This is a genomic window from Gallibacterium salpingitidis (genome assembly GCF_030517105.1).
In the GTDB taxonomy this organism is placed as follows: domain Bacteria; phylum Pseudomonadota; class Gammaproteobacteria; order Enterobacterales; family Pasteurellaceae; genus Gallibacterium; species Gallibacterium salpingitidis.
In genome coordinates this window covers 1,864,063-1,882,861 of record NZ_CP103875.1, presented here as the reverse complement: position 1 = coordinate 1,882,861, position 18,799 = coordinate 1,864,063, and the positions used below count along the sequence as shown (strand labels likewise).

Below are 18,799 nucleotides of genomic sequence, written 5' to 3'. Positions count from 1 at the left end.
AAAAAACATATTCGCATCTCATTTTGCAGATTAATTTATTGATTACTTTGATATTTAGTTCAACAGTATTATGGGCAAAAATGAAATAATACAGGTACATGATTTCAATGCTGATGAGACAAGATTACTTAATTCAGCAGTGATAAATCCATCAATTAATCCCATTAGTAATATAGTTCAGCAACCAGCAGTACCAAAAAAACACATCATATCTCTTACCGAATTGAGACAAAATCCGCAGTTATTTAGTCTTCTGTTAAATCAAGCAATTCGAGATAGACAATGGTCTTTAGTTAAAAAGTTAGTACCTATTTATGCACTCTTACCGCAACACGATCCATATTTAGTTTTATATGCGCAAGCAGCAGTTTATTGGAATGAAGGTAACTATACGCAAGCATTGAATGCTCTTGAACAATTATTAACAGCAAAACCAAATTTAGATTATGTACGTTTAGATTTTGTAAGAGTATTGATAGAAGATAAACAGTTTGGTGAGGCACAGCAGCAGCTGCAATATCTGATAACTAATGGTAATGCAATAACAAAACCAATTGCACAAGCTGCCGTTAAGCAAGTCGATCAATTATTAGATGTACAGTGGGATTTATCGGCTTATTACACACGTAATGACAATATTAATCAGGCCTCTTCGATACCTGTAATTTATTTATGGGGTGTACCGTTTTATAAAGATGCAGATTCAATGCCGAAAAGTGGGCAAGGTATTACTTATAATTTAAATATGACTAAGTTGCTGCCATTAATAGGACATCATTATCTTAATGCAGACTTAAGTTATAACGGTACTGAATATTGGGATGCAAGAGAGTATAGCGAAAATACTTTGCGTGTTAGTCCGGGTTATTTATATCAACGACATCAACAGAGTTTTCGATTAGCTCCAACCTATGAATATAACTGGTTAGGCGGATCTCGCTATGGATACAATATGGGTTTTGAAATGGTATTCACGCACAATTTGAATGAACAACACGTTTTAATCCCTTATTTTTCTTATATGTATAAGCACTATTATGCTGATAATTTAAATGCTTATGAAGGACGTCGTTATGTTGGTGGACTAACATGGGGTTATCAGGTACTGCCGAATTGGCGAGTTTCAATTGGTGCAGATTATCAATATGATGACTTAAAAGGTGCTGCTGAATCTTCGCATACAACAGCAGGAAGAGTAGGCACTTATTTTCGGTGGCGGAATGGTTTAAACACTCAATTATCTGTGCGGATTGCTAAGCGTCAATTTATGCAAGAACACTTTTTGTTTAATCAAGTGCGCAAGGATTGGGATTATTTAAGTAGTGTTTCATTATGGCATGAAAAGTTAAGTTATAAAGGATTTGTACCAAAACTTGTTTATTATTACCGTAAGGTGGATAGCAATATACCAGCGTTGTACAGTTGGAATTCCAAAGGAGTAAGATTAGAAATTAGTAAATCTTTCTAACGTTGTTATTTACATACTGTGTTGTTGAAAATAAAAACATAGTATTGCACTGATAATTAAATAAGGTGCAAAAGCGATTTGCTTACTTTTACTGATAAAAGTGTAGAGTAAAGCGAGCATACAAGAACACAGCAAATAATAAGCTAAAAAATCTGGCGCTATCAGTAAGGATAGTGCCGAAAACAGTAAAGTGTCGCCTAAGCCAAAGCTGTCCTTACCTAAAATAAAATAGCAGAGAAAATAACATAAAGTGCTGCCAAGAAAGGCGATAGTGAAGCTAAGAATGGCTTGCTCAATAGGTAATGTACTCACTTGTAGCATCGAAAATAGTAGCGCCAGTAATATCAGCGTATAGCAATGAATCACAGAAATTAATTGATAGCGGTAATCAATATAGACGACCAGATAACTAAAACCAAACAAAAAATAGTATAAAAAACTGTGCCACCATAATGTGGGGATTAGGTAACAACAACCACTTAATCCTACGTACCAGAGAAGATGAAAATAACGATCTTGTCTAAAAAAGCAGGGTACAGACGAGAAACTATGATGGTTTTGCAGCCAAGTCGGTAAGTAATAAAGGTAGGTAATAAAAATGACACTCAGCAGTGATAGCCCGACTAGGATCATAAAATCACATTCCCCAAATTAAAGATCGGTAGATACATACCCATAATAATGATGCCGATAATGCTGCCAATAATGAGCATCAATAAAGGTTCAAGCAGTTTGGCAGCCAATTCAATTTGCGCTGAAAGCTGCTGTTGGTTGTGTTCAGTAAGGTGGCATAAGATATGCGTTAGTTTTCCACTTTGTTCGCCAATAATAATCATCTGCCGAGTCTGTTGTGAGATAAAGCGATAACTTAATCCGTTTGAAAAAGGTAAACCTTGCTGTAATGCTTGCAAGCATTGTCGTGCCTCTTTTGCCAATAATGAATGATTATAGCTAGCAGCAAAGTTTGTTGATTGAGGAAAGAAGCTATTCAGACTTTGCTGTAAGGTAATGCCCGCTTGCAACATTGTGGATAAGATGGAGAAAAATTGGATTGATTGGATTGTCAGAAAAATCTTGTTAATACTTGGTATGAGGCACAATACTCTTAATAACGTATTTTTCACTATGGCTAAACGAAGATAACACTGATACATCCCAAAACAGAGCAGTGGCATGACAATACAGAGATATATCAAATAATGCTGTAAAAATTGTGAAATCGTTAGTAGAAATTGCGTGAGCCAAGGTAATGACTGTTGTTGTTGGCTATAAAGATCGGCAAAAGTTGGTACGATAAATAGCAGCAAAAAGATCGTTAATAGTAATGAAATAGACAGCATCATCACTGGATAAAAGATGATTTTCTTAATCTGTTGTTGTAAGGCTGCTTGCCGTTTTTTACTTTCTGCTAATTGTTGAATAACGGCACTAAGTTGCCCACTACGTTCGCCACTATAGAGTAATTGCCATTCATAATTAGATAAAAATTGTTGCTCGGTTTGTAATGCAGTGGAGAGCGGTAAGCCAATATTTAATTGATGCAGACAATGTGTGAGTAATTGATACAGTTTTTCGTTGTGGCAATGTGCTTGCAACATCTGTAATGCTTGTTTTAAGGGAATTTCAGCTTTTAATAGCAACGAAAATTGTAAGAAAAATTCTGCCTGTTGAACTAAAGTAATGCGTGGCAATAATTGCCAATTTCTGGAAAGAGAAAGAACATTAATACCTTGCTGATAGAGGCGTTGTCTAGCTTGTTGAGCATTATCAGCAATAATATTTCCAGTGACTCGATTTTGAAAACGATCTTTGCCTCGCCAACGATATTTAGCCATCTTGCAGTTCCTCTTTACCTAATACTCGCTCTAATTCTGCTATTGTCGTGATCTGTTGTTGGAGTTTTGTTTGTGCGGCAGCAAAGAGTGTTGGGTAATCAGTAGTAAATTGCTGTTGTTGGTAATGTAATAATTGAAAAATCCCTGTGCGTCCTTGGTAGCCATCAATACAAGCACAATCTGATGATGGAGTAAGACATCGCTGACAACGTTTGCGGACTAAGCGTTGTGCAATCACTAATAGTAAGCTGTTTTCCAATTCATGTTGTGAGATACCTAATTGTTGTAAACGAGAAATTGCACCTAATGCAGTGTTGGTATGGAGTGTGGATAAAACAAGGTGCCCTGTTTGCGCTGCACGTAAAGCAATTTCAGCCGTTTCCTGATCACGAATTTCGCCAACCATAATGATGTCAGGATCTTGGCGTAAGAAACTACGCAATAAAGTAGCGAAGTTTAGCCCAATGGTGTGATTAACTTGCGTTTGAATAATGCCATCAAGTTGTAATTCAATGGGATCTTCAGCAGTAACAATATGCCGACTCTCTTGATTTAAGTGATGTAAGCCACTGTACAAGGTTAAACTTTTGCCGCTACCAGTTGGACCTGTGACCAAAATGAGTCCTTGTGGTTGTGCTAAAGCGTGATTGAATTGTGCTGCTTGCTGTGCTGTCATTCCTAATTCAGTAAAGTCGGTGAATACAGGCGTATTGTGTTGCAAACGTAATACAATTTTTTCACCATATTGGGTTGGTAAAGATGATAGGCGAATATCTAATGTTTCACCAAAAGTGGTTTGATAACGGAAGCGACCATCTTGTGGCAAGCGTAATTCATTAATATCTAAACGAGCTAATAATTTCAAACGAGCATTCAATCGTTGTCCAATTTGCGGCATTAAGGTTTCTTGCTTTTGTAATACACCATCAATACGAAAGCGAATTTGAAAACTCTTATGTAAAGGCTCTAAATGAATATCTGATGCTTTGGATTGCAACCCTTGTTCTAATAATTGATTAAAAAGCTGAATTAACGGTTCGTTAGGATCTGCCGCAGTAATCTCTTCTGTTGGTTGTTCAGTGGGCGTGGAATAATGTTGAAAAGTGGCTTCGTGTAGATGAGAAAGATCAGTTACTTCTCGCATACTTTGTAATAACTGTTTTAACGCATATTGACCAATAATGACAGGTTCAACAGGTTTACCATTTAAAAAGGCAAAGGCTTCGCAAGCGGCTAAATTATCTAATGATTCTACGGCTAGCCATAATTGTTGCTCATCTTCTAACAAAGGAACAGCTAAATAGCGTAATAGTAATTCATATTGTGCCTGATTCTTTTCCCATTGCTGTTCTGAAATAGTAAAAGTGTGTTGCTGATCGATAGTAGTCACTTGATAGGTCATTATTGCGTTCCTGTCGTTGGTTGGCAAAAGCCAGCTGGAAAAATACCATTATCGCCAGAGCATTGAATCAGCCAATCGATCAGCTCACCTTGTTTGCTTTCACTTGGCGTCATCTTGTAAGAAATATCTTTTAATACTCCCTTTCCTGAAACTGTAATAACTCCTGCGGTAATGGAAATATCATTGAGATATTTAAATTTAGTCAGATCACTAGGTTTATTTTGAATCCCATGCTGCCCGGCAGAACATTGATTTTTATTGGTTGCGTTATATAAGCACAGTTCAACTTCTGCTTTATAAGGGGCAGCTGCTTGAATTAATTCAGAAACCGCAGCTTTTTGTGTATAACCTTGATAAGACGGGATCGCAATGGTTGCCAACACCGCCACGATCGCAATGACGATCATCAATTCAATTAAGGTAAAACCAGCATAAAAAGCATGTATTCTCGACGATGATTTATTGCTCATAAAAAAGCCCTCTATCAAAACAGATAGGCAAAAAATGACAAAAACTCACCTAATTAACGAGAGAGTTGTTAAACTATTGGAATTGAGATCGCAGAAAGAGAATTTTATGTATCAAATTATTGATGGTGTTTTACAAAATGTGGTGCAAATTTCGTCACCTCATTTCGATCAACGTCCAGATCCGACCGATATTTCATTACTAGTTGTTCATTACATTAGTCTGCCGCCAGAGCAGTTTGCCGGTAACTATATTGATGATTTTTTTCAAGGAAAATTAGATCCAACGATTCATCCTTATTTTGCTGAGATTTATCAACAACGAGTATCAGCGCACTGTCTGATTCGGCGCAATGGTGAAGTGAAACAATATGTCAATTTTATGCAACGAGCTTGGCATGCAGGGCTTTCACAATTTCAAGGTAGAGAGAAATGCAACGATTTTGCGATTGGTATTGAGTTAGAAGGCAGCAATCAGCAGCACTTTACCGAACAACAATATCAAGCGTTGGCGGAATTAACTGTTGCGATAATGAAAAACTATCCATTAATTACCTTAGATCGTATTGTTGGGCATTGCGATATCTCACCAGGACGCAAGATCGACCCGGGGCAGTATTTCGATTGGCACTATTATCGAGAGAAAATAAAAGCATTAGGGTAAACAAGGATTTACCCTATTTAAGTGATTAAAGCGAAAAAGAGAGAGGACTATACTAATATCAATGTGATGAAAGGAGGTTGGAATATGGAAAATCCATTTGTTGCACATTGGTCATCAAAGGGAAACACGCTTTGTTTAGGACATTGGGATATTACTTATCAAGGTAAAGCAATTAATTTACCTGAAGAGCGTCGTGAACATGATATGGGAACACGCGGTATTTATAATTTTATCGATCCGGAAGATGAATTATATCTGGAAGGTTTAGATGAAAATGATTGGATTTTGGAAAATATCGGCTGGCTGACTGATGTTTTTATTGCAGCAGATATTCCATTAGAAGAGGAATATTTTCGTTTGTTTTATCAAGCTGTTAATAAAGACGATTGGCGTTGCGGTAGTTGCGGCGGCTGTATGTAAAATGTATTTTTGAGAACGAATAACCTAACGAAAAAGGTTTTCGATTATTGGGTGTTCTTGTTTATAATTACCTCTATTTTGGTAATTTATCTTTTCAAGTTATGTTTTTTAATCTCAAAGCGAAACTACATCAGTTACATCACTATCTGAAACATAAAGGACATCAAACTTCTCGCCTTTCTCGTAAAAGTATCGAATTTATTTGTTTACTATGTGGTGCTTTATTAGTTGCTCTAGTTTCATGGGGCTTCGCCACATTAGTAGAATTAGGTTTAGAAATAAATATCTTTTTAGTCAATTTAAATCCTTGGGTAGCTTGGGTTTTGTTACCTTTTGGTATGGCCATTCTAGCTTGGTTTACTCAGCGTTTTACGCCATATGTGGCGGGAAGCGGTATTCCACAAGTCATCGCTTCTATTGCATTACCTCATGGTAAACCAAAAGAAACCCTTGTTCATTTAGCACAAACCATTTGGAAGATTCCGCTTACTTTTTTAGCAATGTGTTGTGGTGCGTCAGTAGGGCGTGAAGGGCCATCGGTACAAGTTGGTGCAGCGGTAATGCTCTCCTGGGGAAAATTTTGTCGTGAATATAATTTAGCGTTTAAGGGACTAAGTTATAACGAATTAATTGCAACGGGGGGCAGCAGGCGGTTTAGCGGCAGCATTTAATGCACCATTGGCTGGTGTGATTTTTGCGATTGAGGAAATCGGACGAGGAACTCCGTTACGCTGGGAGCGTCGTGTTTTATTAGGTGTATTAGCAGCAGGATTTATGCTGGTACTTATTCAAGGTAATAATCCTTATTTTCCGCGTTATAGTGGTGCCGATAGTGTAGAAAATGTGGTGTTATGGCTGATAATTTGCGCGGTAGTTTGTGGTTTTTTTGGTGGTTTATTTGCACGTTTATTAGCTAAAGGTTTGGCTTCTTATTTACCTACTTTTATGCGTGGATTTGTGCGTCGTCATCCGATTATCGTTGCTTTTATTTTAGGTATTTTATTAGCTGGCTTAGGTACTTTTAGCGGACACCAAACTTATGGCACTGGTTATGCAGTAGTGACCCAAGCATTAAATGATCAAGCTTTAGATACTTCATTGGGGATCAGTAAGTTGTTGGCAACGGTCTTTACTTACTGGACTGGTATAGCTGGCGGTATTTTTACTCCAGCATTAACGACAGGTGCAGCGATTGGCAGCAATATTTGGCAACTCACTGGAGGTATCGTTGATCAGCGTTTTCTTGTGTTATTATCTATGGCGGCATTTTTAGCGGGAGCAACACAATCGCCAGTAACATCGAGCGTAGTCGTAATGGAAATGACAGGAAGTCAGCCTGAATTAGTTTGGTTGCTGGCAACTAGCATTATGGCATCAATTATTTCTCGTCAAATTTGTCCAAAACCATTTTATCATTTTGCGGCGGGACGTTTCCGTCAACGAATTCAAGAACAAATTAATCAAGAACAACAAAAACTTCATGACAATAAATAAACAATTTTATCGAGGGCGTTTTGCGGTTGCACCAATGCTAGATTGGACAACCCGCCATTGCCGTTTTTTTCATCGCCAATTTAGCCGACATACACTGCTTTATACTGAAATGGTGACAGCACCGGCGATTATTTATGCCAAGTATGATCATTTAATCTTTCATCCGGAGGAATTACCGGTTGCCTTACAATTAGGCGGTAGCGATCCACAACAGTTGGCACATTGCGCAAAATTAGCGGAACAACGTGGTTATAGTGAAATTAATCTGAATGTGGGTTGCCCGTCGGATCGTGTACAAAATGGAATGTTTGGTGCTTGCTTAATGGCTAAAGCGGATTTAGTGGCAGAATGTGTGGCGGCAATGCAAGAGGTCGTCAGTATTCCAGTTACTGTGAAAACGCGTATTGGTATTGATGATTTAGACAGTTATGAATTTTTATGTGATTTTGTAACAAAAGTGGCGGCAACAGGCTGCCAGGATTTAATTGTACACGCACGAAAAGCGTGGCTATCGGGATTAAGTCCAAAAGAAAATCGCGAAATTCCGCCGCTGGATTATCCGCGTGTTTATCAATTAAAACGTGATTTTCCACAGTTAAAGATTAGCATTAATGGCGGTATTAAGACGATTGAAGAAATTAAGCAGCATTTACAGTTTGTTGATGGCGTGATGGTAGGACGTGAGGCTTACCAAAATCCAGCATTATTAGGATTCATTGATCAAGCTTTATTTGATCCGAATGCACCTATTATTAGTCCAGTTGAAGCAGTGGAAAAAATGTTCCCTTATGTGGAACAAGAATTGCAACAAGGAACACCATTAGGGCAAATTACCCGCCATATGTTAGGCGCATTTCAAAATATCAAAGGTGCTAGACAATGGCGCAGACATTTAAGTGAAAATGCCCATAAAGCGGGTGCTGGGATTGAGGTGCTACAACAAGCGTTGGAGTTTGTTAGAGGGTAATATTAGTTATTTATTTTATAATAAACTGATTTGAATTTATTTTAATATCAATTGGTTATGTGGTTTTATTGTATAATAAAAATGAAAGATAACTATATCTAATTGACACTTAGTAAACGAAAGGAGATTCAAAATGATCACAGAGGAAGAAAAAGAACAGCGACGTGAGGCAGTGCAGTTTGCTATTGATAATAATCGTTTGGAAGGCTTAGATATGAATAATGAAATGTTAAGCTATTTCCAAAAATGGATTAATGATGAAATTACTCTAAATGAGCTGAAGACTAAAGCCTATGAAATATAATATTTCTCAGACTGCTGACAAACCTAAATTTTGTCAAAAACTTCTATAAAATAGCCTTGGGTTCCCTCTTACTCTTGCCCGAATGCAAATAAGATTTTCAGGCAAAAAAAGCTGTCAATTTTTCGAGCTGGCGAGAAAAATCTCTTTTTTTGCCGCCCGGAAAATCTTATTGGAATGAGGATTAGCAAGAGTGCGAGGGTGTGCTTTCTTTTGCTTCGTTTTCTTTGCACAAGCAAAGAAAATGAAGTCGCCCTTTAGGGCGAAACCTAAATTTTAGATAAGAAATAATTTAGCTCAAAGTTTTATAATTGACTTTGTCAATAAACTAGCCATTAATGGACTGTTTTATGGATATTTCAGCTATTGTTATGTAATCACTAAAAAAGATCACTTTTTATCAAAGATAAACACTGTTTCCAGTGGAAAATGGAGTAGAATACAGAAGTTTTATCTATCTAAATTCAGACTATAAGCAAAGAAGGAGAAAATTATGGCAACTCGCCGCGAATTAGCGAATGCAATCCGTTTTTTAAGTATGGATGCGGTGCAAAAAGCAAAATCAGGGCATCCAGGTGCGCCAATGGGAATGGCAGATATTGCAGAAGTATTATGGCGTGATTTCTTATCCCATAATCCAGGGAATCCAAAATGGGTAAACCGCGACCGTTTTGTGTTATCAAATGGTCATGGTTCAATGTTGATTTATAGCCTATTGCATTTAACTGGTTACGATTTATCAATTGAAGATTTAAAACAATTCCGTCAATTACATTCAAAAACTCCAGGTCACCCAGAATATGGTTATGCACCGGGCGTAGAAACTACCACAGGTCCATTAGGCCAAGGTATTACCAATGCGGTAGGGATGGCGATTGCCGAAAAAACCTTAGCCGGCCAATTTAACCGTCCAGGTCATGACATTATTGACCACCATACTTATGTCTTTTTAGGTGATGGTTGTTTAATGGAAGGGGTATCACACGAAGCGTGTTCATTAGCGGGGACATTAGGCTTAGGTAAATTAATTGCGTTCTATGATGACAACAATATTTCGATTGATGGTCATGTAGATGGTTGGTTTACCGATGATACACAAAAACGTTTTGAAGCGTATGGTTGGCATGTTGTGCCAGCGGTAGATGGCCACAATGCGGCAGAGATTGCAGCAGCGATTGAAGCGGCGCAAGCAGAAACCAGTAAACCAAGTTTAATTATCTGTAAAACCATTATTGGATATGGTTCACCAAATAAATCCAACTCTCACGATTGCCATGGCGCACCATTAGGTGAAGAAGAAATTGCGGCGACTCGTCAAAATTTAGGTTGGGCATATGCGCCATTTGAAATTCCAGCAGAGATTTATGCGGAATGGGATGCAAAACAACAAGGAGCAGCGAAAGAAGCAGAATGGAATAAACGTTTTGCGGCTTATCAAGCGGCTTACCCAGAATTAGCGGCAGAATTAAGCCGTCGTTTAGCGGGGGAATTACCGGCGAACTGGGCAGCGGAATCTCAAGCCTTTATTGAAAAATTACAAGCAAATCCGGCGAATATTGCGAGCCGTAAAGCATCACAAAATGCGATTGAAGCTTATGCGCATTTATTGCCAGAATTTTTAGGTGGTTCTGCGGACTTAGCGGGGTCTAACTTAACCTTATGGTCAGGTTCAAAACCATTACGTGCGAATGTGGTAGATGGTAACTACATCAACTACGGAGTTCGTGAATTTGGTATGTCAGCGATTATGAACGGTATTGCTTTACATGGTGGTTTTATTCCTTATGGTGCAACCTTCCTAATGTTTATGGAGTATGCGCATAATGCGGTTCGCATGTCTGCCTTAATGAAACAACGAGTGCTTTATGTTTATACCCACGATTCCATTGGTTTAGGGGAAGATGGTCCGACACACCAACCAGTAGAACAAACTGCGGCATTACGCTTAATTCCAAATCTTGAAACCTGGCGACCATGTGATCAAGTTGAATCTGCGATTGCATGGCAGGCAGCGGTAGAGCGTAAGGAAGGACCAAGTGCGTTAATCTTCACTCGTCAAAACTTAACACAAATGGCAAGAACAGCGGAACAATTAGTGAATGTCAGACGTGGTGCTTATATCTTAAAAGATTGTGAAGGGACACCAGAGTTGATTTTCATTGCGACAGGTTCGGAAGTGGAATTGGCAGTGAAAGCGGCAGAGCAATTAACTGCTGAAGGACATAAAGTTCGCGTGGTATCTATGCCAAGCACTAATGTCTTTGACAAACAAGACGAAGCTTACAAAGAAAGCGTATTACCAAGCAGCGTGACAAAACGTGTTGCTGTGGAAGCTGGAATTAGCGACTTCTGGTACAAATATGTTGGTTTAGCTGGACGTGTTGTGGGTATGAACCGTTTTGGTGAATCTGCACCGGCGGGAGAACTCTTTAAACTCTTTGGCTTTACTGTAGAGAACGTTGTAGCGAAAGCAAAAGAAATTTTATAGTTTTTTTCTAGAGTATAATTAATTTAAAACCCTTCTTATCTTTATGATTAAGAAGGGTTTTTTATTATTTTTTAACAAGAAATTTATTTTAGAATAATATTTATTAACAAAAATAATCTACCTAGTAAACAATATTTGTGATAGTATGTATAAAAATGTAAGCTATTTGATGTTTTATTATATTCTTATCTTGATGATATTTTTATTCATTTAATAGTTTATCTTTACTTAATAATACGTAGGTTAATATAGTCGTTCTGAGATCTTGACCTAGTTGTTTCCCTAAAACTCAATTTATGAGGAAAATTAAACGATGACAGTACAAGCGATGAATACAGATATTGCTCAAGTAAAAAAGATACATAGGATGCAGAGAAAAACGTTAAAAGAAAGGGTAGAAATGGTGCAAAAAAGTGATCTTGTCGCTGAAATCCAACGTCACCATCTCCGGAATAGAGTAAAAGAGTTATCTAAAGTGATGAAATAGCTCACTCTGTAAAAGAAGAAATAAAAAAAGTCCGATCAAAATGTTTTGATCGGACTTTTTTGTCATTTAGCAGCTAACTCAATTAATTTTAATGTTAGCTTACAAGATTTAACGAACGATGGAATTGGCAAAAATTCAAATTTTGAATGGAAATTGTGTGCGCCAGTAAAATAGTTCGGGGTAGTAATACCATTTACTGATAACGCAGCACCATCAGTACCGCCACGCATTGGGATAACTTTAGGCGTTACATTAATTTGTTCCATTGCATTAAATAGCAGATCAATCGAACGACAATCTTCGGTTAATGTATTCGCGATATTGCCATAGGTATCTGAAATTTCACAGGTTAATTTCGCTGTTGGATAACGTTGTTGAATTTCATTAACCGCTTTTTCAATAAATACCTTTCTAGCTTCAAAAGAGGCTTTATCAAAATCACGAATCGACATTCCTAATATCGCTTGGCTTTGATTAGCTTCAAAACTGTTAAACCACCAATAACCTTCTTTCTGTTCTGTACATTCTGGAGTTTGGTTGCGGTCAAATAAGGCGATCAAATCTTGTGCCACTAGAATTGGATTAACCAATACGCCTTTTGCCGACATTGGATGAGCGCTAACGCCATGAATAGTGATAGTTGCTGCCGCGGCATTAAAGTTTTCATAGACAACTTCGCCAAGCTCACAACAATCAATAGTATAAGCGAAATCAGGTTTAAACTTGTGCAAATCAAGAAGTTTTGCACCACGCAAACCAATTTCCTCGTCTGGTACAAAGGCGATATAAATATCGCCTGTTGGCAGATTATGCTGTTTGATGATAGCGAGTGCAGTCATAATATTTGCTATTGCCGCTTTATTATCTGCACCTAAAACACTAGTACCATCGCTGAAAATAATTTCCTGATTAAGATAAGGTAAAATTTCAGGGTGTTCAGCAACTTTTAACCAGATATTTTTTTCTTGATTAAGCAGTAAATCATTACCGGTAAATGTTTTAATTTGTGGTGAAATAATCGGAGATAATGCAACATCTACAGTATCCATATGGGCACAAAAACCAATCGGCGTAGCATTTGGTACGCTCCCTTTTAGGACAGCAGTAACATTAGCATATTGATCAATATTTACCTGCTCTAAACCAAGTTCGGTTAATTCATCAGCCAACAGTTTTGCCATTTTCCATTGACCATCGCTACTAGGTACCGTAGTAATAGCCGCATTACTTTGGCTGCTGATTGCTAAATAACGAAAAAAACGTTCAATTAATTGTTGTTGCATGATCTTATCCTTATGCTTTTGGATACACATATCCGCTATCGAAACCTAATGGAATACCTAGCCACCAGAATACATATAACACAATAGTTAAAACAATAAATAAACCGATTGTGTATGGAATCATCATTGAACACAATGTTCCCACGCCAGTGCTTTTACAATAACGTTGGCAATAAGAAATCAGTAGCGGATAGAATGCAAACATTGGAGTAGAAACATTCATCACCGAGTCACTAATTCTAAAAGCTGCTTGTGTTAATTCTGGAGAAATATTTACTGACATCAACATAGGCACCAAAATTGGTGAAAGAATCGCCCATTTTGAAGTAGCAGAAGTAATGATGATATTAAGTAATAGCGTTAAAACTAATACACCGAAAATGGTAATACCAGCAGGCATTTGTAATGCTTTTAGAAATTCAGCGCCGGATAAAGCAATTAATGTACCAATACCTGAACGGTTGAAGGAATATAAGAATTGTGCACAGAAGAAAGAGAACACAATAAATGCGACTAACGTATAAGTGATTCTTTCCATTGATTTGGTCACAGTGTGTGCATCTTTAAAGGTACCGGCGATGATGCCATGCACTAACGAAGGAATAGCAAAAAAGAGCAATAACAACGGCACAATCATTTGCATAATCGGAGCTTTAGGGCTGGTTAAAGAACCATCTGGACCACGTAATAATGAGTTGTCAGGATAAGCTAACAAAAATAAACCAACAGCCATTAATAACAATACTAATGAAGCCCAACGGAATGCTTTAAGATCACGAGCAGACGGCTGACTTATTGTAGTATCTTTAGTATCGAGATCTTTATCGATTGGCATAGTACGCTTTAAATGTGGATCAATAATTTTATCGGTAATATACCAACAGGTTGCAATAACAAAGAAAGTGCTGCCAAAACTGACGAAATAGTTACAAAGCACATTCACGTCATAGCTTGGATCTAAAATACGGGCGGCACTTTGCGTAAAACTTTGCATTATTGGATCAATAATTGAGGGGGTAAAACTCGCAGAAAAACCACCCGCTAAACCAGCGAAAGAAGCTGCAATCCCTGCAAGAGGATGTTTACCGACAGAATAGAAAATTAATGCAGCAACAGGCATTAAAATCACATAAGCATAATCAGAAGCAACGTGAGCAAGAACAGAAATTGTCACAACAGCAGGCGTTACAATACTTTTTGGAATAATGGCTAATGCACGACTTAAACCAACATTAATAAAACCACTAGCTTCTGCAATCCCAATCCCTAATGTTGCGACAATCGTAATTCCCAATGGAGGGAAATTAACGAAATTTTTAGTGAGTGAACTCATAAAGGTCATGATTTCACCAGATTGGAACAGATTTATAATTTTGATAGGTTCTTTATTTACTGGATGAATGTAATCAAAAGTAAAGTAAGACAACCCCCAAGAAAGTAACCAGCAAATGATTAAAGCGTAAATAAACAGCATAGTAATATCAGGTAACTTATTCCCAATATACTCAATTTTTTGTAACCAATTGCGTGTTGGTGGAGTGTTTACACTATTCATAATAGCCCTCTCTGTGTGTTATTGTGTTGATCTTCTGTTACAAAAGTTAAACGATTATATGCAAAAGATTAATAAATAAACAATAAATGAGAGGCACTTCCTTGAAGATTATTATAGAAAGGAGAGGTCTATCACAAAAAATAAGGAGAGCTCAACGCTCTCCTCAAATTTACAATATTGATAAGTTTATATTTACTCAACTGTTACCGCTTTCGCTAGGTTTCTTGGTTGGTCAACATCGGTACCCTTAATAATTGCCACATAATAAGAAAGCAATTGCATTGGTACGGTATAGAAAATTGGCGCAACCAACTCATTAACTTTCGGCATTGTAATAATCTTCATATTATCGCTATCTTGGAAGCCAGCTTCTGCATCAGCGAACACATATAATTGACCACCGCGCGCGCGCACTTCTTCAATATTCGATTTTACCTTTTCCAATAATTCATTATTTGGCGCAACAACGATAACAGGCATATCAGCATCAATCAAAGCTAATGGACCATGCTTTAACTCACCAGCAGCATAAGCTTCTGCGTGAATATAAGAAATTTCTTTCAATTTCAATGCCGCTTCCATAGCGATTGGATAAAACTCCCCGCGACCTAAGAACAACGCATTATGTTTTTCCGCAAAGTCTTCAGCTAATTTCTCAATTTGTTTATCAAAGACTAACGCTTTTTCAATATCAGTTGGAATACTGTTCAATGCTTGCACGATTTCACGCTCTTTTTCAGCAGAAATGCTGCCGTTTAACTTACCGATTGCTACAACTAACATCAACATTGATACTAATTGTGTGGTAAATGCTTTAGTAGAAGCAACGCCGATTTCTACGCCTGCGCGTGTCATAAAGGCTAAATCAGATTCACGCACTAAAGAAGAACCAGCCACATTACAAATCGTCATCGCTGCCATATAGCCTTTTTCTTTCGCTAAACGCAGTGCCGCTAACGTATCTGCGGTTTCGCCTGATTGTGAAAGCGTAAGTAATAAGCTATTTGGACGAGTAACAAATTTACGATAGCGGAATTCAGAAGCAATTTCGACATCACAGCTGACGCCGGCTAGCGCCTCAAACCAATAACGCGCCACCATACCTGAATTATAAGAAGTACCACAAGCAACAATTTGCACGTGTTGTACATTTTCTAAAATGCTTTTTGCTTTGCTGCCAATACTTTCAACAATAACGCTATCGTGGGCGATACGACCTTCTAAAGTGTTAATAATCGCAGTAGGTTGCTCAAAAATTTCTTTTTGCATAAAGTGACGGAAATGCCCTTTATCTGCGGCATCTTGTTCTAAATTTGATTCCGCAATCGTGCGTTCAACACGTTCGCCTAAACGGTTATAAATCGTTACTTCACGACGAGTAATTTCCGCAACATCGCCCTCTTCTAAGAAGCTAAAACGGCGAGTAACATTTAATAAAGCCAACTGGTCAGAAGCTAAAAAGTTTTCGCCAACACCATAACCAATGACTAATGGGCTACCAGAACGAGCAGCAATTAAATGTTCTGGTTGTAAACGGTGCATTACCACCATACCGTAAGCGCCAGTTAATTGTTTTACCGCTTGTTGTACGGCTTGCAATAAATTTTGGCAAGATTGCAATTCCCAATGTACTAAATGTGCAATGACTTCAGTATCAGTTTGTGACGCAAATTGATAGCCGCGTTGTTGCAACTCAGCTTTTAATTCTTGATAGTTTTCGATAATGCCATTGTGTACTACCGCAATATCGCCAGACATATGCGGGTGTGCATTGGCTTCTGATGGTTCACCATGAGTTGCCCAACGAGTATGCGCAATTCCAGTACCACCGATTAAAGGTTGTTGTTCTACCGCTTCGTCTAACGCTTTCACCTTACCGACGCGGCGTACACGTTGTAAATGGTGTTGGCTATCAACAACTGCCACACCAGCAGAGTCATAACCACGATACTCTAAACGATGTAAACCTTGAATTAAGATTTCCGCGACATCACGTTGTGCGACTGCACCAACAATTCCACACATAATTTTTTCCTTATTTATAGATCGAGAAATAATTTATTTTGCAGAAGCGATTAACACTTCCACACCGAGATTTTCAATTTGTTGTTTCACTTGAGGATCAATACGATCATCAGTAATTAAGAAATGAATTTGTTGCCAAGTTAGTTCTAAATTTGGCATTTTGCGACCGATTTTCTGTGATTCCACCATGACAATCACTTCACGAGAAACCTCCGCCATCACGCGACTAAGCCCAACTAATTCGTTGAAAGTTGTTGTACCGCGTTGTAAATCAATACCATCGGCGCCAATAAACAACTGATCAAAGTCATAAGAACGTAAAACTTGTTCGGCGACTTTGCCTTGAAATGAGTCGGAAGAAGCGTCCCAAGTACCGCCAGTCATTAATAATGTTGGTTCGTTTTCTAGCTGGCGTAATTCAGCAGCAACATTTAACGAATTTGTCATTACCACTAAGCCTTGTTTTTTATTGAGCTGGCTGATTAGTGCTGAAGTGGTGCTGCCAGTATCAATAATAATACGATTATGATCACGAATTTGTGCCGCCGCTAATTTGGCAATGGCAACTTTTTGTGGTGATAAAGCTTCGTTTTCTTCCTCAGCTAATACTTCAGCAGGCATCAAAATAGCGCCGCCATAACGGCGGAGTAATAATCCATTTTGTTCTAATGCGGAGAGATCTTTACGAATCGTAACTTCTGAAGTTTCAAATTGATTGACTAACTGTTCTACGGTAACTTCGCCTTGTTCCTCTAGGCATTTTAGAATGGCATGACGGCGTTGTTTGGTATTTCTTTTACTCATTATCTTTCGTTTTTATCCATTTAAATTTCGGAGCGAAATATAGCAAATTTAGAAAAGAATAACAAATTTTATTTATCAGGATTTACATATTGTGGTGGCTTTATTACCTCAGTGATAGTAGCCATGTTCTTTACTGATATAAATCTTCTTCATGATTAAAGAGAAAATTGTTAAAAATTGATCTAGCGCAAAAATAAGTGAAATAGATTGATAAGATAAGATTAGAATTTCTCAAAATTCATTCTGGATTTGCCGTTGTGTAAATTTTGTTTTAAAAATAAACAATTGAAGTCTTAGTTTTAAACAGATAAATCATTGCTAGCAAAGTTCAAACACTAAGAATTAATACGAGAGGAATGTTTGTAACTAATTATTTTATAAGGAAAAATATATAATAACTTCGTGAATTTAATTGTAAACAAAAGATAACTTTATTTTATCGCTTTGCTTATTCTTTTTTTTAATAATAACGAACGAAATTATCAAAAATTAAAGTATTTTTTAAAAATTTTTTTGCTTTGGTTAGATGGTTATCACCGAAGAAATACGACAAATGATATGGAAAAGATAAGCAAAAATCCGCGCAATTATTAAACTGTCTGCTGATTTTATCTAGGGTTAACTTAAAAGAAGTTGAAAAAAATAATGATTTTTATCATATAGATAGCTATTTATTTGATTAAATAAATAGTAAAGTATGAAACCATTTTAATTGGATAACCATTTTTTAACATATTGATACATAACGGTAACAATAAAAACGTTTGCGTTATGTATATTTAGTATATTAAAAATCTGTTTTTGTAATAGGTGTTTAGTTTATTTATTTACATAGATTTATAGAATTGCTAAAATCACGAGGCTAATTATTGTTGGATGATTTGTTTTTTAGCAGGTTTCCTTGCCTTTGAATTGACACTTCAAATTGCCAAAAGAAAATTTTTTTTAGATTTTACAAATACATAGACTAAGAGAGTTTACATGAACCATATATTTAGAGTAATTTTTGATAAAACCAGAGGCGTTTTTGTTGCGGTATCAGAATTAACAAAAAGTCATGGTAAAGTGAAATCAGAGAAACAACAAAATGTTGATTTAACAAGTGGTATCCTAGGGGGGGGGGGGGGGAAATTTTAGTT

At 37.3% G+C, this 18,799-nt stretch carries 16 protein-coding genes and 1 pseudogene; 9 read left to right on the top strand and 8 right to left on the bottom strand.

The annotated features are described in order from the left end of the window. The first annotated feature begins 70 nt into the window (after nt 1-70). Nucleotides 71-1,468: a surface lipoprotein assembly modifier gene (locus tag NYR30_RS09100; RefSeq protein WP_302500679.1), complete on the top strand. Its 1,398-nt coding sequence runs from the start codon at nt 71-73 to the stop codon at nt 1,466-1,468. A 9-nt stretch (nt 1,469-1,477) separates the two neighbouring features. Here the strand turns inward: NYR30_RS09100 and NYR30_RS09095 are convergent, their stop codons facing one another. The 4 genes from NYR30_RS09095 to NYR30_RS09080 form a co-directional block, all read right to left on the bottom strand. Next, nucleotides 1,478-1,891, bottom strand: a complete 414-nt coding sequence (locus tag NYR30_RS09095) for a prepilin peptidase (protein ID WP_302500677.1) — start codon at nt 1,889-1,891, stop codon at nt 1,478-1,480. A gap of 206 nt (nt 1,892-2,097) precedes the next feature. Next, on the bottom strand, nt 2,098-3,303 hold the full coding sequence (locus NYR30_RS09090) for a type II secretion system F family protein (RefSeq protein ID WP_302500675.1): 1,206 nt from the start codon (nt 3,301-3,303) through the stop codon (nt 2,098-2,100). After that, nucleotides 3,296-4,705 carry a GspE/PulE family protein gene (locus NYR30_RS09085; RefSeq protein WP_302500672.1) on the bottom strand — a complete coding sequence of 470 codons (1,410 nt, stop codon included), beginning with the start codon at nt 4,703-4,705 and terminating at the stop codon, nt 3,296-3,298. Before NYR30_RS09085 ends, NYR30_RS09090 begins: the two co-directional genes overlap by 8 nt. Further along, a complete protein-coding gene (locus NYR30_RS09080; protein WP_302500670.1) occupies nt 4,705-5,175 on the bottom strand; it encodes a prepilin-type N-terminal cleavage/methylation domain-containing protein in 471 nt (156 codons plus the stop codon). Before NYR30_RS09080 ends, NYR30_RS09085 begins: the two co-directional genes overlap by 1 nt. Before the next feature lie 106 nt (nt 5,176-5,281). Here NYR30_RS09080 and ampD point away from each other — a divergent pair, with 106 nt between their 5' ends. The 7 genes and pseudogenes from ampD to NYR30_RS09045 all read left to right on the top strand — a co-directional run bounded on the left by ampD (nt 5,282) and on the right by NYR30_RS09045 (nt 11,993). Then, the gene (gene ampD / locus NYR30_RS09075) at nt 5,282-5,836 is read left to right on the top strand and encodes a 1,6-anhydro-N-acetylmuramyl-L-alanine amidase AmpD (protein ID WP_302500668.1); all 555 of its coding nucleotides are present in this window, start codon (nt 5,282-5,284) and stop codon (nt 5,834-5,836) included. An 84-nt stretch (nt 5,837-5,920) separates the two neighbouring features. Continuing rightward, on the top strand, nt 5,921-6,256 hold the full coding sequence (locus NYR30_RS09070) for a PM0253 family protein (RefSeq protein WP_066110356.1): 336 nt from the start codon (nt 5,921-5,923) through the stop codon (nt 6,254-6,256). A 101-nt stretch (nt 6,257-6,357) separates the two neighbouring features. Continuing rightward, nucleotides 6,358-7,750 (top strand): annotated as a pseudogene (locus NYR30_RS09065) (chloride channel protein). Beyond that, the gene (gene dusA, locus NYR30_RS09060; RefSeq protein ID WP_066114170.1) at nt 7,737-8,717 is read left to right on the top strand and encodes a tRNA dihydrouridine(20/20a) synthase DusA; all 981 of its coding nucleotides are present in this window, start codon (nt 7,737-7,739) and stop codon (nt 8,715-8,717) included. Before NYR30_RS09065 ends, dusA begins: the two are co-directional and overlap by 14 nt. Before the next feature lie 133 nt (nt 8,718-8,850). Then, nucleotides 8,851-9,021 (top strand): antitoxin VbhA family protein, encoded by a 171-nt coding sequence (locus NYR30_RS09055; protein WP_197495490.1) that lies wholly within the window; start codon nt 8,851-8,853, stop codon nt 9,019-9,021. Nucleotides 9,022-9,511: 490 nt separating this feature from the next. Further along, a complete protein-coding gene (gene tkt / locus NYR30_RS09050) occupies nt 9,512-11,506 on the top strand; it encodes a transketolase (RefSeq protein WP_302500662.1) in 1,995 nt (664 codons plus the stop codon). 313 nt (nt 11,507-11,819) lie between these two features. Then, nucleotides 11,820-11,993 (top strand): hypothetical protein, encoded by a 174-nt coding sequence (locus NYR30_RS09045; protein WP_156536697.1) that lies wholly within the window; start codon nt 11,820-11,822, stop codon nt 11,991-11,993. A 62-nt stretch (nt 11,994-12,055) separates the two neighbouring features. On the opposite strand, the gene pepT is transcribed toward NYR30_RS09045, so the two are convergent. From pepT to NYR30_RS09025, 4 genes are all read right to left on the bottom strand, one after another. Continuing rightward, a complete protein-coding gene (gene pepT, locus NYR30_RS09040; RefSeq protein ID WP_066111114.1) occupies nt 12,056-13,276 on the bottom strand; it encodes a peptidase T in 1,221 nt (406 codons plus the stop codon). Nucleotides 13,277-13,286: 10 nt separating this feature from the next. Further along, nucleotides 13,287-14,831 (bottom strand): AbgT family transporter, encoded by a 1,545-nt coding sequence (locus NYR30_RS09035; RefSeq protein WP_302500659.1) that lies wholly within the window; start codon nt 14,829-14,831, stop codon nt 13,287-13,289. A gap of 192 nt (nt 14,832-15,023) precedes the next feature. Continuing rightward, complete coding sequence (gene glmS / locus NYR30_RS09030) at nt 15,024-16,856, bottom strand: glutamine--fructose-6-phosphate transaminase (isomerizing) (protein WP_066111106.1); 1,833 nt, start codon at nt 16,854-16,856, stop codon at nt 15,024-15,026. Between the two features lie 33 nt (nt 16,857-16,889). Continuing rightward, the gene (locus NYR30_RS09025; RefSeq protein ID WP_197495456.1) at nt 16,890-17,660 is read right to left on the bottom strand and encodes a DeoR/GlpR family DNA-binding transcription regulator; all 771 of its coding nucleotides are present in this window, start codon (nt 17,658-17,660) and stop codon (nt 16,890-16,892) included. A 981-nt stretch (nt 17,661-18,641) separates the two neighbouring features. Here NYR30_RS09025 and NYR30_RS09020 point away from each other — a divergent pair. Continuing rightward, a complete protein-coding gene (locus NYR30_RS09020) occupies nt 18,642-18,797 on the top strand; it encodes an ESPR domain-containing protein (protein ID WP_302500655.1) in 156 nt (51 codons plus the stop codon). The last annotated feature ends 2 nt before the right edge of the window (nt 18,798-18,799 follow it).

What these genes read in the sequence shown, in the direction of transcription:
- NYR30_RS09020 (WP_302500655.1), top strand. Translation starts at nt 18,642, where the DNA reads ATGAACCATATATTTAGAGTAATTTTTGATAAAACCAGAGGCGTTTTT.
- NYR30_RS09085 (WP_302500672.1), bottom strand. Translation starts at nt 4,705, where the DNA reads ATGACCTATCAAGTGACTACTATCGATCAGCAACACACTTTTACTATT.
- NYR30_RS09035 (WP_302500659.1), bottom strand. Translation starts at nt 14,831, where the DNA reads ATGAATAGTGTAAACACTCCACCAACACGCAATTGGTTACAAAAAATT.
- NYR30_RS09055 (WP_197495490.1), top strand. Translation starts at nt 8,851, where the DNA reads ATGATCACAGAGGAAGAAAAAGAACAGCGACGTGAGGCAGTGCAGTTT.
- NYR30_RS09045 (WP_156536697.1), top strand. Translation starts at nt 11,820, where the DNA reads ATGACAGTACAAGCGATGAATACAGATATTGCTCAAGTAAAAAAGATA.
- pepT (WP_066111114.1), bottom strand. Translation starts at nt 13,276, where the DNA reads ATGCAACAACAATTAATTGAACGTTTTTTTCGTTATTTAGCAATCAGC.
- NYR30_RS09100 (WP_302500679.1), top strand. Translation starts at nt 71, where the DNA reads ATGGGCAAAAATGAAATAATACAGGTACATGATTTCAATGCTGATGAG.
- dusA (WP_066114170.1), top strand. Translation starts at nt 7,737, where the DNA reads ATGACAATAAATAAACAATTTTATCGAGGGCGTTTTGCGGTTGCACCA.
- tkt (WP_302500662.1), top strand. Translation starts at nt 9,512, where the DNA reads ATGGCAACTCGCCGCGAATTAGCGAATGCAATCCGTTTTTTAAGTATG.
- NYR30_RS09090 (WP_302500675.1), bottom strand. Translation starts at nt 3,303, where the DNA reads ATGGCTAAATATCGTTGGCGAGGCAAAGATCGTTTTCAAAATCGAGTC.
- ampD (WP_302500668.1), top strand. Translation starts at nt 5,282, where the DNA reads ATGTATCAAATTATTGATGGTGTTTTACAAAATGTGGTGCAAATTTCG.
- NYR30_RS09070 (WP_066110356.1), top strand. Translation starts at nt 5,921, where the DNA reads ATGGAAAATCCATTTGTTGCACATTGGTCATCAAAGGGAAACACGCTT.
- NYR30_RS09080 (WP_302500670.1), bottom strand. Translation starts at nt 5,175, where the DNA reads ATGAGCAATAAATCATCGTCGAGAATACATGCTTTTTATGCTGGTTTT.
- glmS (WP_066111106.1), bottom strand. Translation starts at nt 16,856, where the DNA reads ATGTGTGGAATTGTTGGTGCAGTCGCACAACGTGATGTCGCGGAAATC.
- NYR30_RS09025 (WP_197495456.1), bottom strand. Translation starts at nt 17,660, where the DNA reads ATGAGTAAAAGAAATACCAAACAACGCCGTCATGCCATTCTAAAATGC.